The following is a 22,059-nucleotide window of genomic DNA, read 5'->3' on the forward strand; positions in this document are numbered from 1 at the left end:
CTTCCAGACGGTCGGTCGCTGATGCCACAGCCATTCCTTACCAGAGTGCGTGCGAGGTGTCTCAAGAAATATACTTCAGGAATCTGTCTGTGATACTTATGACAGCATGCAGAAATCTCCGACGGAGCAGACGACCCCCGGCGGCGCAGTCCAGCAGGACGGCCGGCTGCCGCAAGGAGCCCGGCGCGCCCTCACAGCCGCGGTGATCGGAACGCTCATCGAGTGGTACGACTATGCCCTCTACGGTGCGGCCGCCGGACTGGTCATCGGACCGCTGTTCTTCAGCGACGCCGTGCCCGCCGCGGCGACGATGGCGGCGTTCGCTACTTTCGCCGTCGGTTTCGTGGCCCGTCCGCTGGGTGGCATCGTGATCGGCCATATCGGCGACAAACACGGCCGCAAGCCCGCCATGATGCTCACCATCCTCCTGATGGGAGCTGCCACCGTCGGCATCGGGCTGCTGCCGACCGCCGCCGCGATCGGCGCCGCGGCTCCGCTGCTCCTGGTGGTCTTCCGCCTCCTCCAAGGTCTCGGTGCAGGCGCCGAGCTGGCCGGGGCCATGACCCTGGTGGCGGAGTTCGCACCGCCCGGGAAGCGCGGCAAGTACACCTCGTTTGTCCTCGCCACGCCGCCGGCCGGCATCGCCCTCGCCACGCTGGCCTTCTTCCTGGCTTCCGCCGCAGGCGACGAGGTCCTGCTCGGCTGGGCCTGGCGGATCCCGTTCCTGGTCTCCGCCGTCCTCTTCTTCGTGGCCCTGTACATCCGCTCCAGCCTCGAAGAGACTCCGGAGTACGTGCAGGCGCTGGGCCAGCGGGCCGGACGGGAGCAGAAGGTGCCCCTCGGCGAGCTCTGGCGTGACAACCGGCGCCAGGTGTTCCTCGGCTTCCTTTCGATCACCGGCCACAACGCCGTCAACTACGTGATGGCCGTCTTCGCCGTGACCTTCATGGCCTCGGAGCAGGTGGGCATGGCGCGGTCCGAGGCGCTGCTGGTCGTGACCATCGCCTCGCTCTTCTGCATCGTCGGCTCTCCCCTGGCCGGCCGGGCCGCCGACCGCTACGGAGCCGGGCGGGTGCTCGCCTTCGGCGCAGTCATCGGCGCCCTTTTCGCATGGCCGCTCTTCCTGATGATGGCGACGGGAAACCCGCTCATCGCCGGCCTGGGCCTGGCCATCGGCTATGCCTTCAGCGTCAGCGCCAGCTCCGGGGCGCAGGGCGCGTTCCTGACCAACCTGTTCCCGCCGAAACAGCGGTTCTCCGGCGTCGCCCTGGCCAGGGAAACCAACGGGGCGCTGATTGCAGGACTTTCGCCGCTCATCGCCGCCGCGCTGATCGAAGCCGCCGACGGCGGCACCTGGCTGGCTGCCGCCTACCTCGCGGCCTGCTGCCTCTGCAGCATCCTGGCTGTCGCCCTCACCCGCGGCCGCGGCGACAACGCTGCCGCCCACTGAACCAACACGACGACAGGAAAGCTAAGCATCATGGCCCTGAAACGCCAACTACCGCAGTGGTCCGAGCTGCGCCCGCTCATGCAGTTCGAGCGCCCGGCGCTGGGACGGGAGGCCCGCCTGGCCAAGGCCGCGGACCTGTGGGACCTGCGCCGCATCGCCCAGCGCCGCACGCCCCGCCCGGCCTTCGACTACGTTGACGGGGCGGCCCAGGACGAGCTGACGTACCGCCGGTCCCGCCAGGCTTTCGAGTCGGTTGAGCTGCTGCCGCGGATCCTGCACGGCACCGCCGAGGCGGACCTGGCTGTGAAGATCGCCAACGGCTCGTCCGCCCTGCCGTTCGGCATCGCCCCCACCGGCTTCACACGCTTCATGCATGCCGAAGGCGAAGAGGCCGGAGCGCGGGCAGCCGCAAAGTACGGCATCCCGTTCTCCCTCTCGACCATGGGCACCCGTTCCATTGAGGAAGTGGCCGCCGCGGCGCCGGCGGCCCGCCGCTGGTTCCAGCTCTACCTGTGGAAGGACCGCGCGAAGAGCCGGGACCTGCTGGACCGGGCGCAGGCCAACGGCTTCGACACGCTGCTGGTCACCGTAGACACCCCGGTCGCCGGCCGCCGCCTGCGCGATACCCGCAACGGCATGGTCATCCCGCCGAAGCTGAGCCTGAAGACCGTCCTCGACGCCTCCTACCGCCCCGAGTGGTGGTTCAACTTCCTGACCACGGACTCGTTGAAGTTCGCCTCGCTGTCCAACAGCAGCAACAGCCTGCCCGAACTGATCAATTCCATGTTCGATCCGACCCTGTCCTTCGAGGACCTGGAGTGGATCCGCTCGATCTGGCCGGGCCAGCTGTTCGTCAAAGGTGTGCTCACCCGTGAGGACACCCGCAAGTCCCTGGATGCCGGCGCTGACGGTCTGGTCGTCTCCAACCATGGCGGCCGCCAGCTGGACCGCGCACCGGTGGCCATCGAGGCGCTGCCGGAAGTGCGCGAGGAAGCCGGCAAGGACGTCGACATCGTCCTGGACAGCGGCATCATGAGCGGGGCCGACATTGTCGCAGCGCTGTGCGCCGGCGCCGACTTCGTCCTGGTCGGGCGGGCCTACCTGTACGGGCTGATGGCCGGCGGGCAGCAGGGTGTGGAGCGTGCCCTGGGACTGCTGGCCGAGGAGGTCCGCAACACGATGCTGCTCATGGGCGCAGCTACCGTCGCCGACCTCACCCCGGACATGCTGAGGGTCCGCGCGTAGATAATCCGGAAACAACGACGGCGGTGCACCCACCTGCGAAAGGTGGGGCACCGCCGTCGTTAGCGCCTTAAGTCCGGCCGGAACTCAGACCGCGGCGACCGCGCTGGCGAGGCGGTAGCGGCTGCCCCGGTGCTGCTCGGGCAGCCGGTCGCCCTGGCCGAAGAGCTTGTTACGCAGCGTGCCCGGCGCGTACTCGGTCTGGTAGGCGCCGCGCTTCTGCAGCTCGGGGACCACGTATTCGACGATGTCCTCGAAGGTGCCGGGCGTGATGGCGTAGGCGAGGTTGAAGCCGTCGACATCGGTCTCGTCGACCCAGGAGATCAGTTCCTCGGCCACCTTGGCGCCGGAGCCGACCGTGATCGGGCCGAAGCCGCCGACGCCGACCCATTCGGCCAGCTTGCGGATGGTCCACGGTTCGTTGCTGTCGCCGGAGGCCTTGCGGAAGGTCTCCACGGAGGACTGGATGGCGTTGGACTTCACGTTCTCGCCGATGACCTCGTCCGGGCCGTAGCTGGAGAGGTCCACGCCCATCCAGCCGGAAATCAGCGCGAGGGCACCATTGATGTCCGCGTAGGACTTGTACTCCTCGAACTTGGCCTGCGCGCTGTCGTTGTCCGGGCCGGTGACGATGGTCTGCATCGCGTAGATGCGCACGTCGTAGCGGCCCCGGCCGGCGGCCTCGGCGGCGTCCCGGATCTTCTTGACCGACGCGGCGAGCATTTCCTTGGTCGGGCAGGTGACGAAGACGGCCTCGGCATTCTCCGCCGCGAACTGCGTGCCGCGCTTGGAGGCGCCGGCCTGGAAGATCACCGGGGTGCGCTGCGGGCTGGGCTCGGTGATGGCGATGCCGGGCACCTTGAAGTACTTGCCCTCGTGGCGGATCTCGTGGACCTTGGACGGGTCGGTGAAGATGCTGTTCACCTTGTCCTTGACGACGGCGTCATCCTCCCAGGAGCCTTCCAGCAGTTTGTAGATGACCTCGAGGTATTCATCCGCGTGGTTGTACCGCTCGTCATGCTCCATCTGGTCTTCCTGGCCCATGTTCCGCGCCGCGGAGGGCAGGTAGCCGGTGACGACGTTCCAGCCGACGCGTCCGTTGGTCAGGTGGTCCAGGGTGGCCAGTCGGCGGGAGAACGGGTAGGGGTGCTCATAGGCAGTGCCGGCGGTGACGCCGAAGCCAAGGTTCTCGGTGACGGCGGCCATCGCGGAAACCAGCAGGAACGGGTCGTTCACCGGGACCTGCGTGCCGGCGCGCAGCGTGGTCTCGTTGGACCCGCCGAACACGTCGTAGGTGCCGAGCACGTCGGCGATGAACAGACCGTCGAACAGGCCCTTCTCCAGCACCTTGGCAAGGTGGGTCCAGTAACCGATGGTGTTGTAGTCGGCGGACTTGTCCTCCGGGTGGCGCCACAGGCCGGGTGACTGATGACCCACGCAGTTCATGTCGAAGGCGTTGAAGCGGATGTGGCGTTGCGGTTTGTGCAATGTCATTTCAGGCTCCTTCCTGACCGTGAAGAGAGCCCGCGGCCGTCCGGGCCCGCCGAATGGCTGCGCCCATGGAACGACCGGAAGATTCTGCTTCTCCATCGGTCCTGGCGTTAGCACCTTCCTCGAAACGAGGTGGTTGCTGCGGCGTCAACGAGCCAGGTCTCTCAGCCGCTCTGGATGGTTACTGAATTATTCCATCGCATCCGGCCGCGGTTCGTAAAACCGCATTGTCATACCGGGTAATCCGGCATCGGTCGCGGCGTGCCGACGGCAGCGCGACCGATGCCCTTAGCTATGCGGGCAGGCCGTCCCGCACCGGAACCCGCTCGGTGGCGGCAGCCGAGTTGGCTCCGAACGTCCCGCGGAAGCGTGCCGCCGGGTGCGTCGGCTCCAGGCGCGGCCCACGTCCGAAGAACTTTTCGCGCAGCGTGCCCGGCCGGTATTCGGTCTGGGCGAGCCCGCGCTTGCGCAGCTCGGGCAGCACTCCATCGATAAATTCGGTGTAGGAGCCCGGCAGGATCTGGTTCATCACGTTCACGCCGTCGATGCCCGCGTCCTGCCAGCGTTCCAGCTCGTCCACGATCTGTTCCGGGGTGCCGGCAATCTGCTGGGCCTTCGCCCGGTAGCGGGCCAGGTCTCCGACCGTCGGCTTGCCGCCGGGGACCGAGGCGATTGCCGCTTCCAGCACGCCCCTGGCACCCTCGGTGGACACGTCCCCCAATGGCGTGTCCAGCGGCAGGCCGCCCAGGTCGACGCCGATTCCGCCGCCAATGTGGGCGATGATCGCGTGCAGGTCGAGGTACTCGTCGTATTCGGCTTCCTTGCGGCGGACCTCGGCTTCCGTGCTGCCGACAATGAACGAGAGACCTGCGAAGATCTTTACGTCACCCGGGGTCCGGCCGGCTTCGGCTTCGAGCGCGCGGATGCCGGCGGCCTGCTTGCGCACGTAGTCGGTATGCGGGGCGAACAGGAAGGTCGCCTCTGCGTGTGTGGCGGCAAAGCGCCGGCCGCGCGTGGAACTGCCGGCTTGGAACAGGAACGGCGTGCGCTGCGGGCTGGGCGTGGCCAGGTGCGGGCCCTCAATCGAGTACCTCGTGCCCCGGTGGTGGATCTTGTTGACCTTGGCAGGGTCCGCGAAGATGCCGCGCTCCTTGTCGGCGAGCACCGCGTCGTCTTCCCAGGAGCCTTCCCAGAGCTTGTAGGCGGCTTCCACGTACTCGTCCGCCCAGTCGTAGCGGTCGTCGTGGGCGGTCAGCCCGTCGGCGCCGAAGTTCCGGTGGGAATTCTCCAGCACGCTGGTGACGACGTTCCAGGCCGCACGACCACCGGAGATGTGGTCCAAGGTGGACATCTGGCGGGCCAGCTGGAAGGGATCGGACTGGATGACGGAACTCGTCATGGCCAGCCCGATCTCGCTCGTCACGGCGGCCAGGGCCGAGCACAGCACCAGCGGGTCATGTGCCGGAACCTGCATGCCCTTGCGGACCATCGAGGCCCAGCCACCCTCGTGGTTGCCGTAAAGGCCAACCACATCGGCAAAGAACATGTTGTCGAACTTGGCGTCCTCGAGCTGGCGAGCCAGGTCCGTCCACAGCGACAGCTCGTTGAAGCGGTGCTGCTGCGCCTGAGGGTGGCGCCACTGCCCGCCGAGAATGTGGCTGGGCGTGTTCATCAGGAAGCCGCTGAGCAGCAGCCGTGGCCGAGTGGCAGCCATCAGGCAGCACCTCCTTTGGTGTCTCCGCCTGCCGACGGAGCTTCGCCGATACTGTTCAGTCCCGTCGGCACGGTGCCGTTAATGTGGAAGTCGCCCACGGAGCGGGCCTTGAACGCTATCGGATTGTGCGTGGCAACCGTGCGTGCATTGCGCCAATGCCGGTCCAGCGCCTTGCCGCGGCTGGTGGCGGAAGCACCGGTGACATCGAAGAGTTCTCCGGTCGCTGCGAGGACCAGCCCGGGGACGGTCACGTGCGCCTTCTGCACCGCCAGTTCGGCGCGCAGGTAAGCCGCATCGGCATCGAGTGCGAGCTGTGCGTCGACAGCGGCGTCCAGGTCCCGTGCCGCCGCGGTGACCACGGCCTCGGCGGCATAGACCTTGGACGCGAGCAGTCCAACGTGTTCCTGGATCAGCGCGTCGTCGCGGAACAACTGGCCCTGGCCCGTGTTGAAGGTGCGGGTGCGGTGACGGACCAACCCGGATGCATCTCGCAGGGCGGCGCGGCCGATTCCTGCGAGTACCGCCAGCAGGCACATCTGGAAGAACGCCGGTTCCAGGGTGCTGGAAACCTTGCGCTGGATGATGTCCTCCTCGTCCACCTCGACGTCGTCGAACACGGCAGTGCCGGTGCCGGTCAGCGGCTGCCCGAAGCCGTCCCAGTCATCCACAATGCGCACGCGCGTATCGTCGGCGCGGACCAGCGCGTACTGGCGGCCTTCCACGCCGTCGGTACTGGCCATAACTACCACCCAATCCGCAAAAATCGAGCCGGTGGTGTAGTACTTCTCCCCGTTCAGCAGCCAGCGCCCGCCCTCCTGGCGCAGCTTGGTCTGGGTGGTGCCCAGCGCATTGCCGCCGCGCTCGGTGGCCGCATTGCCGAAGATCTCCCCGGCAGCCACCCGCGGGAACCAGCGCGCCTGCAATTCGCGCGGCTGGAGGGCGATGGTCTCGACGAAGGAGAAGTGCGAGCGCAGCAGGTGGCTGATGTTGGAATCGGCCTCGGCCAGCTCGATGAGCAGGCGGAACAGGTGCTCGTGGCTGACCGGGTCGCCGCCGAATTCCGCCGGCAGGCGCAGCGTGGTGAAGCCGGCATCCTTCAGCCAGCCAATCTGCTCGAAGGGCAGGATGCGCTGCTGTTCGCGCTCAAGTGTTCCGGCGGCAATGCGCGCAAAGACGGGTCGGAAGCGCGCGGCGACGGCGGCATAGCGGGCCTCCCCGGTCGCGGTCCCGGGTTCGGTGGCGGTGATGCTCATCTGTTTCCTTACTTGGTTGATGCGGCGAGGGCACGCAGTCGGTGGCCGGGGTTGGAGTCCAGCAGCCGGCGTGTGTAGTCGTGTTGCGGGTTTCCGAAGATGCTGGCCGTGGGCCCGCTTTCGACGAGCCGGCCGCGGCGCATGACGCCGACCTCGTGCGAGATCCGTTCGACCACGTGCAGGTCGTGCGAGATAAAGAGGTAGGTCAGGCCGAGCTCGCGCTGGAGTTCTTCCAGCAGGGCCAGAATCTGCGCCTGGGTCAGCACGTCCAAGGCGGACAAGGCCTCGTCGAGCACCAGCGTCTTGGCGCCGGCTGCCAGGGCCCGGGCGATCGCAACCCGCTGGCGCTGACCGCCCGAGAGTTCCATCGGCCGGGCGGAGGCCACTCGTGCAGGCAGATTCACCTGCTCGAGCAGCTCGGAGACCCGCTCCTGCTGGCCTGCTCTGCCCCCGAGGCGGAAGTTTGCGATCGGCTCGGCGACGATGTCGCGGATCCGCAGCCTCGGATCCAGGGCAGAGTCGGGGTTCTGGTAGACCAGTTGCAGGGTCCGCCACAGCTCGCGCTTGCCGCGTCCGTCCAGCCCGGTCACGTCGCGGCCGTCCACCAGGACGGTCCCCTCGGTCGGATCGAGCAGCCGCATGAGCATGCGGGCCGTCGTCGATTTCCCGGACCCGGACTCGCCGACCAGCGAGAAGGTCGTGCCCGGCCGTACCCCGAAGGAGACTGCGTCCACGGCCCGGTTGGTGCCGCCGCGGTCAAAGACTTTCACCAGGTCCCGCGCCTCGAGGGCATAGTCGCTGGAGGTGGAAGCTGCCACGCTGGCTGCCGGTACTGCTGCCCGCGCCGGAGCCGCCTCCTCGAGCAGCCTGACCGTGTACTCGTCCTCCGGGCGGGCCAGGATCTGGTCAACGCCGCGGTCTTCGCGGACGCTCCCGCCTCGCATCACCACGATCCGGTCCGCATGGTCGGTTGCAACGGCCAAGTCATGGGTGACGAAGATGACGGCGGTGCCGTACTCCTTCGCCAGTCGGTCGAAGACTTCAAGCACGGTGCGCTGGACCGTAACATCCAGGGCCGAGGTGGGCTCGTCGGCGATCAGCACCTGGGGGTGCAGGCTGAAGGCGATGGCGATGAGGACCCGCTGCTTGAGTCCGCCGGAAAGCTCGTGCGGGTACTGCCGCAGCCGTTCCTCCGGCCGGTCGATGCCCACCAGGGTGAGCAGTCGCACGACCTCGGCCCGCAGTTCGCGCCGGCTCCGCCGCCGCCCGTCCTGGTGCAGCCGGAAAACCTCGGCAACCTGCGAGCCGATGGTCCTGACGGGGTCCAGGGAGGCGCCGGGATCCTGCGGCACCAGTCCGATGCGACGTCCGCGGATCCGGCAGAACTCTTTCTCCGACAGGGAGGCCAGGTCGGTGCCGTCGAAGTCGATGCGCCCGCTGATCCGGGCCGATGCCGGCAGCAGGCCGAGGACGGAGCGGGCCAGAGTTGTCTTGCCGGAACCGGATTCGCCGACCAGCGCGACGATTTCCCCTGCGTGCAGGGTCAGGTCCACTCCGCCAACGGCGGTGGTTCCGGATTGGTATTCGACCTGCAGGCCGCGGATGGCCAGCAGCGGGGCGGCCTGCAGGAGTGCCGCCGGTGCGGCCTGGTCGGCTGTAGTAACGCTCACGGGTCCTCCTAGAACCTGAAGATCTTCAGCAGTTGGCGGCCGAACCCAGCCAGCAGCACGACGGCGGCGACGATGACCAGGCCGGGCAGGCTGGTCATCCACCAGGCGCTGCCAAGGTACTGGCGGCCCTCGGAAATCAGCAGGCCCCATTCCGGCGTGGGCGGCGGGGCGCCGAAGCCGAGGAAGCCGAGTCCCGAAATCGCCAGGATGGCTGCGCCCAGGTCCACTGCCAGCAGCGACAGCACCGGCCCGGTCGCGTTGGGCAGGATGTGCCGCAGGACGACCGACCCGTAGGTGCCGCCGCTGAGGAAAGCGGCCTCGACGAAGTCCAGGTTGCGCACGCGCAGGACCTCCGAACGCACCACTCGGGCGAAGGAGGCGATGGAGGCAATTCCCACGCCGACCCCCAGGGAGATGGGGCCGGGTTGGAATGCAGTGACGACGATCAGCGAAATCAGGAAGCCCGGAACGGCCAGCAGGACATCCACAAGGCGCATGGTCACCGCGTCAGCAGCGCGCCCGGCGGTTGCGGCGATGAGGCCGATGATGGTTCCGGCGACCAGTCCGATCAGCACGGCAAGTCCGGCCGTGAGCAGGGTCTGCGAGGTGCCGTGGACGACCCGGGCGTAAATATCCCGCCCCAGGTGGTCCGTGCCGAACCAATGCTGTGCACTGGGGGCCAGGAACTTCTCTGCGCCGACGCCAGCAATCGGATCGGCTGTGGTGAACAGGCCGGGAAACAGCGCCCAGCCGAGCACCAGGATCAGCGGCAGCGCGGTCAGCCATAGTCCGATACGGGCAGAAGGACGACGGCGGGTGGCTGCGGGCGCCGTCGTAATTTGTGCGGCGGATGCCGCAGCAGGGTTTTCAAGATGCAGGGTCATGGGGACTCGCTTCGGGTCAGACGGCCAGAACGCGCGGGGAGCCCTGCCCGTTGGACTTGAGGATGCGCGGGTCAAGCAGCGGGTAGAGCAGGTCCACGACGAGGTTGACGGCCACAAACACGCTGGCGGTCAGCAACACAAGTCCCTGGACCAGTGGCACATCCTGGGTGGTCACCGCTTGAAGCACGACGGCGCCGAGGCCGGAGCGCGCGAACACCGTCTCGGTGATGACCGAGCCGGCCAGCAGCGTTCCGACGGTGATGCCGGTGATCGTCATGGCAGGCCCGCCCGCATTCTTCAGCGCGTGGCGGAAGAAGATCCAGGAAGCCGAGGCGCCCTTGGCCCGCAGCACGTCGATGAACGGCTGGCTGTAGACGGTGTCGATGCTCTTGAGCAGCACCTGGGCGATCGGGGCCGAGACATGCACCCCGAGCACGAACACCGGTACCGCGAGGGACAGGAAGGATCCGTCCGGGAACAGGGACATGACGCCCCAGCGGATGGACAGCAGTTCCAGCAGCACGAGCCCGAGCCAGATCACCGGCACTGCGGCGAAAAGCGGCGGCAGGTTCAACACGACCTTCCGCAGCACTGCCGAACGGGTCAGTGTGGCAGCCACCACCACCGCCAACGCGAGGACCACAGCGGTGGCGAAAGCGGACAAGGCCAGCGCCATGGTGGAACCGATGACCCCGCCGATGCGCAGGGCCACCGGCTCCCCGGAGGCCAGGGAGTAGCCGACGTCGCCGGTGAGCAGACCGCCCAACTGGGCGAAGTACTGGACCAGCAGTGGCTGGTCATAGCCGTACTGGCGCTTCATGTTGTCGATGGTGGCCTGGTCCACGGCGGAATCCGTGCTCAGGAAGATCGTCACCGGGTCGCTGGGCAGCAGCTGCACGGCGAGGAAGATGACGGTATAGGCCAGCCAAATGACAAGCAGCGCCTGTCCGATCCGTTGCGCGACGTAGCGACCCATGACTGGCTACCCTTCGGCCTTCCAGGCGCCCTGGAAGATGGGCGCGGTGCCGGAGGTGAACTCAATGTTGGTGCCGGAGTGCGCCCCGTAGACCTGGACTTCATCCCAGAGCACGAGGGCCAGGGCCTTCTCCACCACCAGGGCCCGCTGTTCCTCGGCGACCAGTTCTTCGTGCTTGGCCTCGTCGGCGGCGGCACGCTCAGCGGCAAATAGCTCGTTGAGCTCCTCGTCGGCGTTCAACGTCTGGGTGTTGGTCTCGGGGCCGAAAACCGGTCCCAGCCCGCCGTAGGCGAACTGGCGTGTGCCGAAGAACTCGACCTCGGGATCCTGCAGTGCAGTGGCCAGGAAGGTGTTGTCAGCAGCACGGTTGATGAGCTTGACGCCGATCTCGCGCCACTGCTGTTCGATCAGCTCGAAGGCCGGTTTGATCACCACGGAGTTGTTGGAGCTCGTGACGGTAACTTCCAGTTTCTTGCCGTCCTTTTCGCGGACACCGTCGGCGCCGGCAACCCAGCCAGCCTCGTCCAGCAATGACTTGGCCTTCTCGGGGTCGTAGGCCAGGTCCGCCGAGAGGTCCACGAAGCCGGGTGCCTTGTGGTTCAGGACGGATCCGGCGATCTCGTAGCTGTCCGAAAGGACCGTGTCCTTCAGCGCCTGCCGGTCAATGCCTGCCTGCAGCGCCTGGCGAACCTTCTGATCGGCCAGCTTTCCGCTGCCGATGCGCACGGCTGCCACATTGGCGGTCAGATCGATGCCAGGCGCGGGCAGCACCTGGTTGCCACCGGCCGCAACCGCAGCCTCGTCCGCCGGCTGCAGGCCGCGGACCAGGTCAACCTGGCCGCTCTGCACGGCACCGGCACGGTGCGCCACCTCGGGCAGGTACTTCACAACGACCTTGTCCAGGTAGGCCGCACCTTGGTTCTCCGCAGTTTCCGGCGCCCAAGCGTAGTCGGCCCGCTTGGCCAGCACGAGTTCCTCGTCCGGTTTCTCCGACTCGAAGACAAAGGGTCCCGAGCCGGAGATCTTCGCGATGTCGGACTGGCCAGCATTGTCCAATTCCAGCGTCTTGGGCGAGACCAGCCCAGCGGCCACCGAAGACGTGGCGCGCAGGAAGTTCGCGTCCGCGCTCTTCAGCTGCACCTTCACGGTGTCCTCGTCGACGACTTCCGTGGACTCGTAGGCGGAAAAGTCGACATTGGGCTGGATTTGGGCCTTCTCCAAGCCCTTCCCAAGGACATCCAGGTTGGCCTTGACAGCCTCGGCGTCAAGCGGAGTTCCGTCGCTGAAGGTCACGTCGGGGCGGATGTCGAAAGTGAACTCGGTGTTGTCTTCATTGCCGCTGAACTTAGTGGCGATCCACGGCACGAGCTTGCCTGATACGGCATCGAAGTAGGTCAGCCGATCCAGCACGCTGTTGAGCACGTTGGCCTTCTCGTAGAAGCGCGCCGACTGCGTCTGGAAGTTATTGATCGGGGTCACTTCGGCGAAGACCAAAGTACCGCCCTGCACCGGCTCGCCGCTGTTGGCCGCAGGCTGGGCGCCGCCGCCCGCATTTCCTCCGCAGGCGGTGAGTAGCAATGCAGCCGCAGTCAGCAGCGCGGCTGCCCCGGTGCGTCTGACGCCGCGGCGGGCACGCGCTTTCTTGTCATTGGTGGCCATGAAGGCTCCTCTCGGTCATTACCGAGGAACGCCATTTCACGCGGAGAGTCCGGCCACGCACACGGAGCGGGCAGGGACCAACGGGAAGATTTGGCTAACTCCATCGGTCCTGGCAGGAGCACCCTACGGAGCATGTCCTACCGCGCTGCGCGGCCCTCGAACATGTCCCTTGCTATCGGCGTGGATCCAGGGTGATCTCACGCGACCAGGGTTGCTGCAGCGTCATAGAGCCAGGTCTCTCAGCTGCTCGGGATGGTTACGCGTTCCAGTGTCGCGGCGACGTCCGTCCGGATGAAAGAGGCGGCGTCACACTACGCAACCGGCCGACATATTTAGTCCCGGTGGACGTCATATGACGTCTTCTTCCCGTGCCATCCAAGTTGGCCTCTATTATTCGTCGGCCGGACCAGCAAAGCACCCGTTATCCACAGACGCGCGTCCTTTGGTGTTGAGTGTCAGCGCCGCCGGTTAGCGTTCCTGGCATGAAACGACACCTGACCTGGATCCTTCCGACGTTGTTGGTGCCGGGCTCTTATGTCCTGCTGGTTCTCTGGGCACGGTCGCTGCCGGAGCCGGGGCCGTCCAACTGGATGGCGTCCTTGGTGTCTGCCACTGCGTTGTGCCTGATGTTCGTTGTTCCCGTGGTTTGCCTGGTCTTCGCAATCCGGAACGGTTACCGAGCCTTCCGGGCCTATCGCCGGCGCCGAGGCCATTTCACGAGGCCGAACTTGTGGTCCGCGAGCGGGAGCGGGCCCATGTTGAGTCCTACTCCTCTGCGGCGCACCTGCTACGTGTCCTATCTGCAGGGCAGGTTCCGCCTCCGCTTGAGATCTGGGGCGTGGTGCTGCGCCCTGGGGAACGTGCCTTGCTGCACCTGCCAGCGGAATATGCGCGCTTCTATGGCGGACCCGGCACGTACACGCATATGAATGGCTTCTACTGGGGCTCTCCGGTTTTCTTGCTCGCCGGATACGGACTGACGGCGCTGGGCAACAGGTCAAGGCGCCGAGCAGCCGAGGCAGCGGCGGCAACCCAATGGCGCGAGCAACAGACCGTGGACGTCATCGCGACGGACCAGAGGCTGCTCTGCTTGGCAAACGGACAATGGCTGACTTTCGACTTCGCTGCCGTGACGGCGTGCTACCCGGAGCCGGAACAGCACAGCTTGGTCTTCGAGTTCCCGGACACGTCCCCGCTGCTGATCGGCGGCGCGAGTTCTCCCCTGATCGCGGCTGTCGCGGTGTGGGCTCTCCATGGACAGCGTGGAGTCAATGAGCATCCGGCACTCGCGGGACTGCGGTCGCAGAGGTGAGCATCAGCGTCGGCTCACGCGGACGTTTCCGGGGTCAGATGCAAGCAAATTCAAAGAGCAGACCGGCTCGGGCATGCGGGCAGGGATGCCGAGGGACTGCGCCCAGGGCGGTAGCCTCGGCGCAGCCCCTACTCATTGCCAGCCTCATGTCGGTGCCGGCCCAGAAAGCTGACCGGAGCACCCTAACCATTGCACTGGCGTTGAAGGTCCCCGGCGCCGGTCCGTCTGACTTGCGCGGGCTCCCGGCAGGGACCCTAAACGGCCAGGGTGCTCGCCGTTCGCTTCGTCACCGTGACGACGCCGCTTGGGATGTCGCCATGCAGAACGGCATTGAAGTTCTGCCAGACGGTCGCGATCCGACGTTCGACGTTTTCCCAGCCGACGCCGGCCATATGAGGGGTGCAAACTACCTGCTCCAAATTCAGCAGTTCGCTGGCGGTGTCCAGCGGCTCTCGCTCATAGACATCAAGTCCGGCCCCTGCAATGCGCCCTTCGCGCAGGCATTCGATGAGGGCACCCTCATCCACGACCTCGCCGCGTCCGACATTGACGAGCACAGCGCTTCGCTTCATCAGCGCTAGTTCGTCCCGCCCGATCATCTTGTCGGATTCGGCATTCAACGGAACATTCACGCAGACGATGTCGGACACGGCCATTAGCTCGTCCAGGGGGACGGGGCAGGCGGGGACGAGCTCGGAAACAGTCAGCGGGATCTCCGCGTTGTCGTAGAAGACCACGTTGGCACCGAAGCCGTGGTGGACGACCTTGCCGACCCAGCGTCCGATGTTCCCCAGACCGACGATCCCGACTGTCTTGTTGTACAGCTCCGAGTAGGACATCTCGTCCAGGTCGTGGCGCCATTTCCCTTCGCGCATCAACTGCATGGAGGCCGGAATCCGCCTCAGCAATGTCAGCATCAGGGTGACCGCGTGCTCCGCGACGGAGATCGAATGGGTCTTCATCTGGGCCACCGGAACACCCAGTTCGTCCAGGACATTCAGTGGCAGCTGCCCGTAGCCGGAGCTCATGTATTGAATGAACTTCACGTTCTTGGCCGCCCGGAACACCTCTTCGGGAACATTGACGCCCGAAATGAGGAAATCCGCATCCGCAGCTTCACGGCACATATCCGCAACGTCCGCCCCTGCCGGCATCACCGTGACGCTGAAGCCTTCCGGGGTGGAATCCACAAGACGGTCGATGTAGTCCTTCAAAGGGTTGACGAACAGAACCTTATATGTCATTGGTACGCACCTTTCATGCGTCAAGGGCTGGCGACCGCAACACGAGAATCTGACGGATCAGACAGTGCGCGTCGGTGGAGGACGACCTTCCGGTCACGGCGGCGGCACGGTCTTCGTGCCCCGCGTGCAACTACGCCGGCAAGGCGCTGATGACGGCGTCCACTACTTCCTGGGTGCCCGCCGTCCCGCCGAGGTCGCGTGCTCGAGGGCCTGTCGCCAGCGCTGACTCGATGGCGCTTTGAATATTCTGTGCCACCTTGGCGCAACGGTCGTCTCCACGGCGTTCGCCCAGCCACTCCAGCATCATCGCAGCCGACAGGATCATCGCCGTCGGGTTCGCGATCCCCTTGCCTGCGATGTCCGGCGCGCTACCGTGAGACGGCTGGAACACGCCATGCGTCAGACTGACATCGGCGGAGGGCGCGACGCCCAGACCGCCCACGAGGCCGGCCGCAATTTCAGAAACGATGTCGCCGAAAATGTTCTCCGTGACAACGACGTCGTATCGTTCCGGGTCGGTGACCATGTACATCGATCCCGCGTCAATGTAGAACTTCGCACTTCCGATATCGTCGTTCTTCGCCGCGATCTCGTCGAAGACCTTCTCCATCAGGACGTTGCTGCGCAGGGCGTTGGACTTATGCAGCAGAGTCACATGCCCCGGCGTGCCCCGCTTGCGGCGCGCTCGGGCCTGGGAGAACGCAACGTCGAAAAGCTTCTCGCACGTGGCCCGCGTGATCGTCATGCGATCGCTCGCACTCTCATCGCTGGGCTCATGCTTATCTGCCAGCCCCGCGAACATCCCCTCGGACGTTTCACGGATCACGAGCATGTCGACATTCTTCGCCTTTACAGGGCTCTCAACGCCCGGAAAGAGCCGAACCGGCCGAAGACTTGAGAAGAGTCCGTAGTGCGCCCGCATTTCAACCTGGGCGCCCAATTCGAGCCCTTCCGGTCCGCGCACGTCGGGCAGCCCCATGGCGCCGAAAAGCACAGCGTCCGCCTTGCCGATCTCATCCATGTCGGCAGCAGTGATCTTCCGCCCGGTACGGCGGTACAGGTCTGCACTGAAATCACGGAACGTGTAGTTGAGCTTCAGGCCGTAGCGTGTTTCGCATTCCTTCAGTACGGCCAAGGCTGCGTCAACGACCTCAGGGCCGATTCCGTCTCCTGGAATGACAACAATTTCATACTCAGTCATGGTTCTCCTGCCTTGCTCCTTATGAGCACTTTCGCGTCGACGATCACCCGGTGTCGGGAACCTTGATCGTGTGAGGCCCTTGTGGCCTAGTTCCCACTACATGGGAACTAATGATCGGCTAGTGGGAAGACTTTAGCATGGGTGGTACGACTCACACTCACTTGAATGTTGCCCTTTAGGCGTCAACGTCAGCCTGCATCTGTTTGGACAGGCCGCTACCGATTGCACGGCTCAACCCCATGGGGCCGATCCTTCCCTTCCTGGCTGCTCCTTCCGGCCCCTCCCGGAAGGATCGGCATAAAGGCACCCTACGCAGCGGCCACGCAGGGCATGCTCAACAGAGCAGGACCGAGCTGGCTGGTGTCAGCCACATATCAGTCCTCAGCCCTCCGATCACCCGCATCGTCGTTGGCACGTTGACCCGTCGATGCCGGCTGTAGCTGGTTGGCGCCGCCGCTAACCGCTTCGCCTTCGGGAACGGATGACTGCGGGCCTTCTCCCGCTTGGCTGTCGTCCGCCGTGAAGCCGAAGCCAGTCGGCGTGCGGAGGTCCCCGCTCGGATTCTCCAGCTCGCTCGTCGTCACCTGGCGCCGCGAGAACAGTGCCGTGGCGATGATGCCGCCTTTGCGAAGGAGCGGCAAGAGAGCCGGCGCGGCAATAACCAGCGCAATCAGCACGGCCAGCGTGATGGCCAGCGGTCCATCGACGAAGGTCGCAGGATCGCCGGCAGAGATCTGGAGCGCTCGGCGCAGGCTCGACTCGAGCATCGGGGCGAGCACGAGTCCGATGACTGCCGGGGCAAGGGGGAACTCATACTTCTGCATGCCGTAGCCGATAATGCCGAACACGAACATCGTTCCCATGCTGAACAGGTCGAAGCCGAGTGCGTAGGCGCCAAGCGCCACGAAGGCCAACACACCGCTGTAGAGCTTCGCGTCCGGGATCTTCAGCAGCTGAACGAACGCTCCTACGAGCGGCAGGTTGAGCACAAGCAGCAGGACGTTGCCGATGTACATGCTCGCGATGATCGCCCAGATGAGGCCGGACTGCTCCGACATCAGCTGAGGCCCGGGCTGCAGCCCGTACATCGTGAAGACAAAGAACAGCAGCGCCAAGGTGGGCGAGCCGGGGATCCCCAGCGTAAACAGCGGCACCAGGCCACCGCCGACGCCGGCGTTGTTCGCTGCTTCGGGACCGGCGACTCCCTCGATCGCGCCCTTGCCGAATTCGGCCTTGTGCTTACGGGACAGCCGCTTCTCCATGGGATAGGAGAAGAAGGAGCCCAAGGTTCCCATGCCGGGCAGCAGGCCGACGAAGAACCCGAGGAAGGTGCCGCGGAACCACGGAGCCGTGGAACGGCGCCAGTCGTCCTTGCTCATGAAGACCTTGACCTTGCCGACCTGCGGCGCGCCTTCCCTACGGCGGCGGGTCAGGTTCGCGAGTGCCTCGGGCACTGCGAACAACGCCATGGCGAAGATCGCGAAGTCGATGCCGCCGTTCAGCTCCAGGACACCGAGGGTCATGCGTGAAAAGCCAGCCTGGGGATCCATGCCGATCATGGCAACTGCCATGCCGAATACGGTGGCGATGCCCGCTTTGAGCCGGGAACCGCCAGTGAGGTTGGAGAGCATGATCAGGGCCAGGAGCAGCAGGAGGAAGTAGACATTCGAGCCGAACGCCACCGACACGGAAGCCAATAGCGGAGCCATCAGCATCAGCAGGACGGTCGAGACGGTGCCGGCGACGAAAGAGCCGACGGCGGCGGTCGCCAGGGCCGGCCCGCCCCGCCCGCGCTTCGTCATCTCGTAACCGTCGATGGTCGACATGACGGTGCCGATTTCGCCAGGAGTGCGAATGAGGATCGAGGTGATCGACCCTCCGTACATGGCCCCGTAGTAGATGCCGCACAGCAGGATCAGTCCGCTGACGGGGTCGAGGCTGAACGACACCGGAATCAGCAGTGCGATGGCGGTCGTCGGACCGATGCCCGGGATGACCCCGACCATCGTGCCGATCAGCACGCCCAGGAAAGCGAACAGGAGGTTAATCGGGGAGAGCGCGCTGGCGAAGCCGTCAGCGAGGTTGGCGAGGATATCCATTACGGCAGCACCCCCGCCAGCAACCCCTCCGGCAGCGGCACGCGCAGGAGGTACTCAAAGACCACTAACACAATCAGGGGAAACACGATGGCAAAAATGAGGTTGCTCTTCCACTTGTGCGGCGAGAAGTACGACGCGACACCCATGAGGAACGCGACTGTCGACAGCAGGTATCCAACGGGAATGAAGGCGATAACGTACGCCCCGAATATCGCTACCGTGACCCACAGCCGCCAACCGCCGTTCTGGGCCGGTTCCGCCTTCGCCCGGGCTGGGCGGAGCCGCAAGCCGCCAATGGCGACTGCGACTCCCCCCAGGACGAGAAGGACACCGAGAAGGGTCGGAAAGACGGCCGGACCGATAACCGATGCGGAGGACGGATCCGGCGGGGTCTGCAGCGCGACGATGGTGTAGGCGGCACCAACGCCGGCGACCACCGCCCCAGCGACTGTGTCCGCTGGCTTCCGTCCGAGTTTCTCAGCAGTCATGGTTATTTCAACGCGTCGACGCTCTGAAGCGCGGAGGTGAGCTGGCCGTACGAGTCCTCGAGGAATGCGTCCAGCTCGTCGCCGGCCAAGTAGGCCGTCTCCCACTGGTTACGTTCGGCGATCTCCTGCCAGGAGTCGGACTGCAGGAGTTCCTGCAGCTTCGCCCGCCAGTACTCGACAGCTTCCTCCGGCATGTTCGGCGGGCCGTAGACCCCGCGCCAGTTGTTCAGTGTGACGTCATACCCGAGCTCAACTGCTGTCGGAATATCGGCCAGAGGCTCCTCGAGGCGCTCCTCGGAAAGGACTGCGAGACCGCGGAGTTCGCCGGCCTCGATTTGCGGCCCGTACTCCGTGACGCCCGAGACGCTGGCGACCACGTCACCGTTCATCAAAGCTGTGAGGTACTCGCCGCCGCTTTCGAACGCGATGAAATTGATCGCCGACGGATCGCCGCCGGCAGCCTCGACCAGCAGGGCAAGAGGCAGCTGGTCGTCACCGTCAGCCGCAACCGGCACCGACTTCGGATCCTTGACGATCGCATCCAGCAGGGAATCGAGGTCGGTGAACTTGGAATCGGCGGGCACAGCCACCAGGAAGTTCTCGATCAGCAACCGGGCGATCACGGTGACGTCCTGGTAGTTGACGTCGCACATGCCGCGCAGTTCCATCGACTGCAGCGGCACCGAAGTCATCGCGATCTCGTGGGAAGCGTCAGCATTCTTCGTGATCATTTCATTCAGCAGCACGCAGCCCACAGAACCGGGACGGTTCTGCACGTTGACCTGGACGGGGACGGCATCCTCACGCTCCATCACCTCAACCAGGGCCCTGGCGGTGCCATCCCAGCCCGAGCCGGGCTCGGAGCCCACGCTGAAGTTGATCGGCCGGTCCGGGTAATTGCCTCCGGCGTCACCGCTTGCGGCGGAACACCCGGTCAGGGCTACAGCGGCGACAAGCACTGCTGTTCCGGCTTTCAGGAGACTCTTCATCGGGTTCCTCTCAAGTTTATGTGCTTCGAACTTGCAACTCTCATATTTTGAGAGTAACTTTCAATTTGTGACACCGGACACAGTAACAGGGGTCGGCGTACTCGACAAGGCCATGTCAATAGTGGATGCCGTTGAGTTCGCCCCGATGACCGCAACTGACCTTGCCCAGCTTCTCGATATGAATCTCTCGACGGTCCACAGGCTGGCGACCGCCCTGACTCAGCATGGATTGCTCTCCCGCGGTACCGACGGCCGCTACGGTCCTGGTGTCAGGTTTGGAATGAGCAACATCGCCTGGGCTTCCCGTCCCCTGCTCACGCAGTTGCGCGACGAGACCTCCGAGACCGCCCAGTTGTGGGTGCGGCGCGGAGACTCCCGCCTGTGCCTGGAATCTGTCGAAGCAACGCAGGAGCTGCGCGTGACTTTGCCGGCGGGATGGACGCTGCCGCTATCCGACGGCGGCTCGGCGGCATTCATCCTGTTGGATAGGCCAACGCGCCGCGAGGACGGCACGGATCCCGGCTGGCTCGAGACCGTATCGCAGCGCACCGTCGGGCTGGGGTCTGTCAGCGCCGCGGTGCGCGTGGGCAACAAGGTCGTGGCGGCGGTCTGCCTCGCAATGCCGCTGCCTCGCGTCCAGACCTCACCTGGCCAGCAGTGGGGCGACCGCGTCGTGGCGATTGCCGGCGAGCTGGCAAGCCGGCTCAACCGCTAGACGGCCCGGCTGTCAGCGGGCAGCGGCGATTTGACCGTGCCGCAGCCCTTGGACTGCGGCGCGTCCCGCTGCGCCTCGCCGTGGGGCACCGGAGGTGACAAGTACGACGACGGTGCGTGCCGCCGTCGTACTTGTCCCCTTAATCCCCGCGAAGCCTAAGCTAAGCGTCCGGGGGCGGGTCGGTTCCGAAGATGGGGGCCGGTTGTCAGCCCATGAAGGGGACGAGCAACGCGGTCACGAACAGGACCAACGCCCCGCCCACCCGGTTGGTCAGCGCCGCGAACGGCATCAAGTGCATGCGGTTGGCCGCGGAGAGCACCGACACATCGCCGGATCCGCCGGTGTCCGCCATGACCAGGCCGGGCGTGATCGCGGCCTCCACGAAGTGGAATTTCACCAACCAGCCGAGGAAGCCGGAGGAGAGGGTGGCCACGATGACCGTGGCGACGGTCAGCACGATGAACACAGGGTTGCCCATCGAGGCGAGGACCTCATCGATTTTGATGTAGGTGATGGAGACTCCTACCAGCAGGGCGGGGACCAGCACCGAGGCGATCATCTCGCCCCAGTCGGAGGTGGAGTCCTCAAGGTCCTTGGGCAGCAGGCCGAAGATCTTCAGGGCTGCTGCAGCGATGATGGTCCAGGCGTACGGGTGCAGGAACTCCAGGTGCGCGCCCAGCAGCTCGCCGAGCACGAAGAGGACTGCTGCAATTGCCAGCCCCTTGCCCAGCGCGATGAAGGAGGAGGCGTCGCGCTTCTTCGGGGCGCTCAGCTCACCCGCGGTGCCCTTGATGCGCATCAGCTCGCCGTGGCCGTTGAACCCCACGAACAGCTGCTTGCGCCGCTTGCCCAGCCCGTTGTAGATGCCTGCGATGAGGATGCAGACGACGTTCGCCAGGACGACGGCCGACATCAGGTCACCCATGAAGGCGGCGGGGTCGGTGCCGGTCTTCGCGGCATACATCTCCGACATCGGCAGCGCGCCGAGGCCGAGCCCGCCGGCCATGATCGGGGCGGCGACCAACAGCATTGCGTTGAAGAAGCCCATCCCCATGGCGGCGCCGATCAGCCCGATGATGACGAAGGTGGCCACGAGGCAGCCGAGCAGCGGGACAGCGAAACGGGGGCCGGCCTTGAGCAGCAGCGCCCGCGGCATTCCGAGGATGGAGCCGGCGATGATCGCGACGACGAAGAAGTCGAGGAAGCCCTGGGGGTCGACGAAGGCCTGGACCACAGTCACGAGGTTTTCCGGCAGCAGACCCATGAAGAGCAGCAGGGCAGGCACGAAGGTGCACAGGATGGTTGGCAGTCCGAAGTCGCGGACCACCGGGAACAGGTTGCCGATCCAGATGAGCAGCCCGCCGAACAGGATGGTCACTGCGAAGCCGGAGACCATGGACTCGGGCAGCGTGCCGGTCAGTGCGGCGATGAAGACGACGCCGGCAGCCGCCAGGTAGACCGGCAGCGGCAGGCTCGCGATCTTCAGGCCGAGCTTGCCGGGATAATGCGTGGCCGGCCGGTTGCCGACTTCGGCTTCCACACGGCGGCTCATGCCGGCTCCGTCGGATGCCGTCTGGTCGTTCATAGTGTCCAGTGTCTTCTCGGACATGGTGGTCTCCCAAGTGGGTGATTGTTGAGGGCAAGGGGGCCCCGCATTTGGGGGCGCGTCCCG

The 22,059-nt window shown here is 65.6% G+C and carries 17 protein-coding genes and 1 riboswitch; of the genes, 4 read left to right on the forward strand and 13 right to left on the reverse strand.

Translation table 11 applies throughout. The features are described 5' to 3' along the window. Positions 1-106 precede the first annotated feature (106 nt). Together D477_RS07080 and D477_RS07085 are read left to right on the forward strand one after the other, a co-directional pair. The gene (locus D477_RS07080) at positions 107-1,450 is read left to right on the forward strand and encodes an MFS transporter (protein WP_005268326.1); all 1,344 of its coding nucleotides are present in this window, start codon (positions 107-109) and stop codon (positions 1,448-1,450) included. A 30-nt stretch (positions 1,451-1,480) separates the two neighbouring features. After that, positions 1,481-2,695, forward strand: coding sequence for an alpha-hydroxy acid oxidase (locus D477_RS07085; protein WP_005268327.1), 1,215 nt, complete (start codon positions 1,481-1,483; stop codon positions 2,693-2,695). An 84-nt stretch (positions 2,696-2,779) separates the two neighbouring features. Here D477_RS07085 and D477_RS07090 read toward each other — a convergent pair whose 3' ends face one another. From D477_RS07090 to D477_RS07120, 7 genes are all read right to left on the reverse strand, one after another. Then, positions 2,780-4,186 (reverse strand): LLM class flavin-dependent oxidoreductase, encoded by a 1,407-nt coding sequence (locus tag D477_RS07090; RefSeq protein WP_005268328.1) that lies wholly within the window; start codon positions 4,184-4,186, stop codon positions 2,780-2,782. A gap of 89 nt (positions 4,187-4,275) precedes the next feature. Further along, a riboswitch (SAM riboswitch) is annotated at positions 4,276-4,367 on the reverse strand. A gap of 108 nt (positions 4,368-4,475) precedes the next feature. Beyond that, a complete protein-coding gene (locus D477_RS07095) occupies positions 4,476-5,897 on the reverse strand; it encodes an LLM class flavin-dependent oxidoreductase (protein WP_005268329.1) in 1,422 nt (473 codons plus the stop codon). Continuing rightward, positions 5,897-7,150, reverse strand: a complete 1,254-nt coding sequence (locus D477_RS07100; protein WP_005268330.1) for an acyl-CoA dehydrogenase family protein — start codon at positions 7,148-7,150, stop codon at positions 5,897-5,899. Before D477_RS07100 ends, D477_RS07095 begins: the two co-directional genes overlap by 1 nt. A gap of 8 nt (positions 7,151-7,158) precedes the next feature. Next, complete coding sequence (locus D477_RS07105) at positions 7,159-8,820, reverse strand: ABC transporter ATP-binding protein (protein WP_005268331.1); 1,662 nt, start codon at positions 8,818-8,820, stop codon at positions 7,159-7,161. A gap of 8 nt (positions 8,821-8,828) precedes the next feature. Next, the gene (locus D477_RS07110; RefSeq protein ID WP_005268332.1) at positions 8,829-9,704 is read right to left on the reverse strand and encodes an ABC transporter permease; all 876 of its coding nucleotides are present in this window, start codon (positions 9,702-9,704) and stop codon (positions 8,829-8,831) included. Positions 9,705-9,720: 16 nt separating this feature from the next. Further along, positions 9,721-10,680 (reverse strand): ABC transporter permease, encoded by a 960-nt coding sequence (locus D477_RS07115; RefSeq protein WP_005268334.1) that lies wholly within the window; start codon positions 10,678-10,680, stop codon positions 9,721-9,723. Positions 10,681-10,686: 6 nt separating this feature from the next. Continuing rightward, entirely contained in the window at positions 10,687-12,339 is a 1,653-nt protein-coding gene (locus tag D477_RS07120) for an ABC transporter substrate-binding protein (protein ID WP_005268336.1), read from the reverse strand. Positions 12,340-13,204: 865 nt separating this feature from the next. Here D477_RS07120 and D477_RS07125 point away from each other — a divergent pair. Beyond that, entirely contained in the window at positions 13,205-13,651 is a 447-nt protein-coding gene (locus D477_RS07125) for a hypothetical protein (protein ID WP_005268337.1), read from the forward strand. Between the two features lie 254 nt (positions 13,652-13,905). On the opposite strand, the gene D477_RS07130 is transcribed toward D477_RS07125, so the two are convergent. The 5 genes from D477_RS07130 to D477_RS07150 all read right to left on the reverse strand — a co-directional run bounded on the left by D477_RS07130 (position 13,906) and on the right by D477_RS07150 (position 19,672). Next, a complete protein-coding gene (locus D477_RS07130; protein ID WP_005268338.1) occupies positions 13,906-14,895 on the reverse strand; it encodes an NAD(P)-dependent oxidoreductase in 990 nt (329 codons plus the stop codon). A gap of 130 nt (positions 14,896-15,025) precedes the next feature. Then, positions 15,026-16,096, reverse strand: coding sequence for an isocitrate/isopropylmalate dehydrogenase family protein (locus D477_RS07135; RefSeq protein ID WP_005268339.1), 1,071 nt, complete (start codon positions 16,094-16,096; stop codon positions 15,026-15,028). A gap of 374 nt (positions 16,097-16,470) precedes the next feature. Next, a complete protein-coding gene (locus tag D477_RS07140; protein WP_005268340.1) occupies positions 16,471-18,195 on the reverse strand; it encodes a tripartite tricarboxylate transporter permease in 1,725 nt (574 codons plus the stop codon). Next, positions 18,195-18,683: a tripartite tricarboxylate transporter TctB family protein gene (locus tag D477_RS07145; protein WP_005268341.1), complete on the reverse strand. Its 489-nt coding sequence runs from the start codon at positions 18,681-18,683 to the stop codon at positions 18,195-18,197. Before D477_RS07145 ends, D477_RS07140 begins: the two co-directional genes overlap by 1 nt. A gap of 2 nt (positions 18,684-18,685) precedes the next feature. Continuing rightward, positions 18,686-19,672: a tripartite tricarboxylate transporter substrate binding protein gene (locus tag D477_RS07150; RefSeq protein ID WP_005268342.1), complete on the reverse strand. Its 987-nt coding sequence runs from the start codon at positions 19,670-19,672 to the stop codon at positions 18,686-18,688. 112 nt (positions 19,673-19,784) lie between these two features. Between D477_RS07150 and D477_RS07155 the strand changes: the two genes are divergently transcribed. Further along, a complete protein-coding gene (locus tag D477_RS07155) occupies positions 19,785-20,387 on the forward strand; it encodes an IclR family transcriptional regulator (protein WP_005268343.1) in 603 nt (200 codons plus the stop codon). A 205-nt stretch (positions 20,388-20,592) separates the two neighbouring features. Here the strand turns inward: D477_RS07155 and D477_RS07160 are convergent, their stop codons facing one another. Continuing rightward, complete coding sequence (locus D477_RS07160; RefSeq protein ID WP_005268344.1) at positions 20,593-21,996, reverse strand: 2-hydroxycarboxylate transporter family protein; 1,404 nt, start codon at positions 21,994-21,996, stop codon at positions 20,593-20,595. Positions 21,997-22,059: the final 63 nt, after the last annotated feature.

The organism is Arthrobacter crystallopoietes BAB-32 (genome assembly GCF_000328305.2).
Lineage (GTDB): Bacteria > Actinomycetota > Actinomycetes > Actinomycetales > Micrococcaceae > Crystallibacter > Crystallibacter crystallopoietes_A.

Bases quoted from the DNA above. Each gene is read 5' to 3' on its own strand.
- D477_RS07080 (WP_005268326.1), top strand. From the start codon at position 107: ATGCAGAAATCTCCGACGGAGCAGACGACCCCCGGCGGCGCAGTCCAG.
- D477_RS07085 (WP_005268327.1), top strand. From the start codon at position 1,481: ATGGCCCTGAAACGCCAACTACCGCAGTGGTCCGAGCTGCGCCCGCTC.
- D477_RS07090 (WP_005268328.1), bottom strand. From the start codon at position 4,186: ATGACATTGCACAAACCGCAACGCCACATCCGCTTCAACGCCTTCGAC.
- D477_RS07095 (WP_005268329.1), bottom strand. From the start codon at position 5,897: ATGGCTGCCACTCGGCCACGGCTGCTGCTCAGCGGCTTCCTGATGAAC.
- D477_RS07100 (WP_005268330.1), bottom strand. From the start codon at position 7,150: ATGAGCATCACCGCCACCGAACCCGGGACCGCGACCGGGGAGGCCCGC.
- D477_RS07110 (WP_005268332.1), bottom strand. From the start codon at position 9,704: ATGACCCTGCATCTTGAAAACCCTGCTGCGGCATCCGCCGCACAAATT.
- D477_RS07115 (WP_005268334.1), bottom strand. From the start codon at position 10,680: ATGGGTCGCTACGTCGCGCAACGGATCGGACAGGCGCTGCTTGTCATT.
- D477_RS07120 (WP_005268336.1), bottom strand. From the start codon at position 12,339: ATGGCCACCAATGACAAGAAAGCGCGTGCCCGCCGCGGCGTCAGACGC.
- D477_RS07130 (WP_005268338.1), bottom strand. From the start codon at position 14,895: ATGACATATAAGGTTCTGTTCGTCAACCCTTTGAAGGACTACATCGAC.
- D477_RS07135 (WP_005268339.1), bottom strand. From the start codon at position 16,096: ATGACTGAGTATGAAATTGTTGTCATTCCAGGAGACGGAATCGGCCCT.
- D477_RS07140 (WP_005268340.1), bottom strand. From the start codon at position 18,195: ATGGATATCCTCGCCAACCTCGCTGACGGCTTCGCCAGCGCGCTCTCC.
- D477_RS07145 (WP_005268341.1), bottom strand. From the start codon at position 18,683: ATGACTGCTGAGAAACTCGGACGGAAGCCAGCGGACACAGTCGCTGGG.
- D477_RS07150 (WP_005268342.1), bottom strand. From the start codon at position 19,672: ATGAAGAGTCTCCTGAAAGCCGGAACAGCAGTGCTTGTCGCCGCTGTA.
- D477_RS07155 (WP_005268343.1), top strand. From the start codon at position 19,785: ATGTCAATAGTGGATGCCGTTGAGTTCGCCCCGATGACCGCAACTGAC.
- D477_RS07160 (WP_005268344.1), bottom strand. From the start codon at position 21,996: ATGTCCGAGAAGACACTGGACACTATGAACGACCAGACGGCATCCGAC.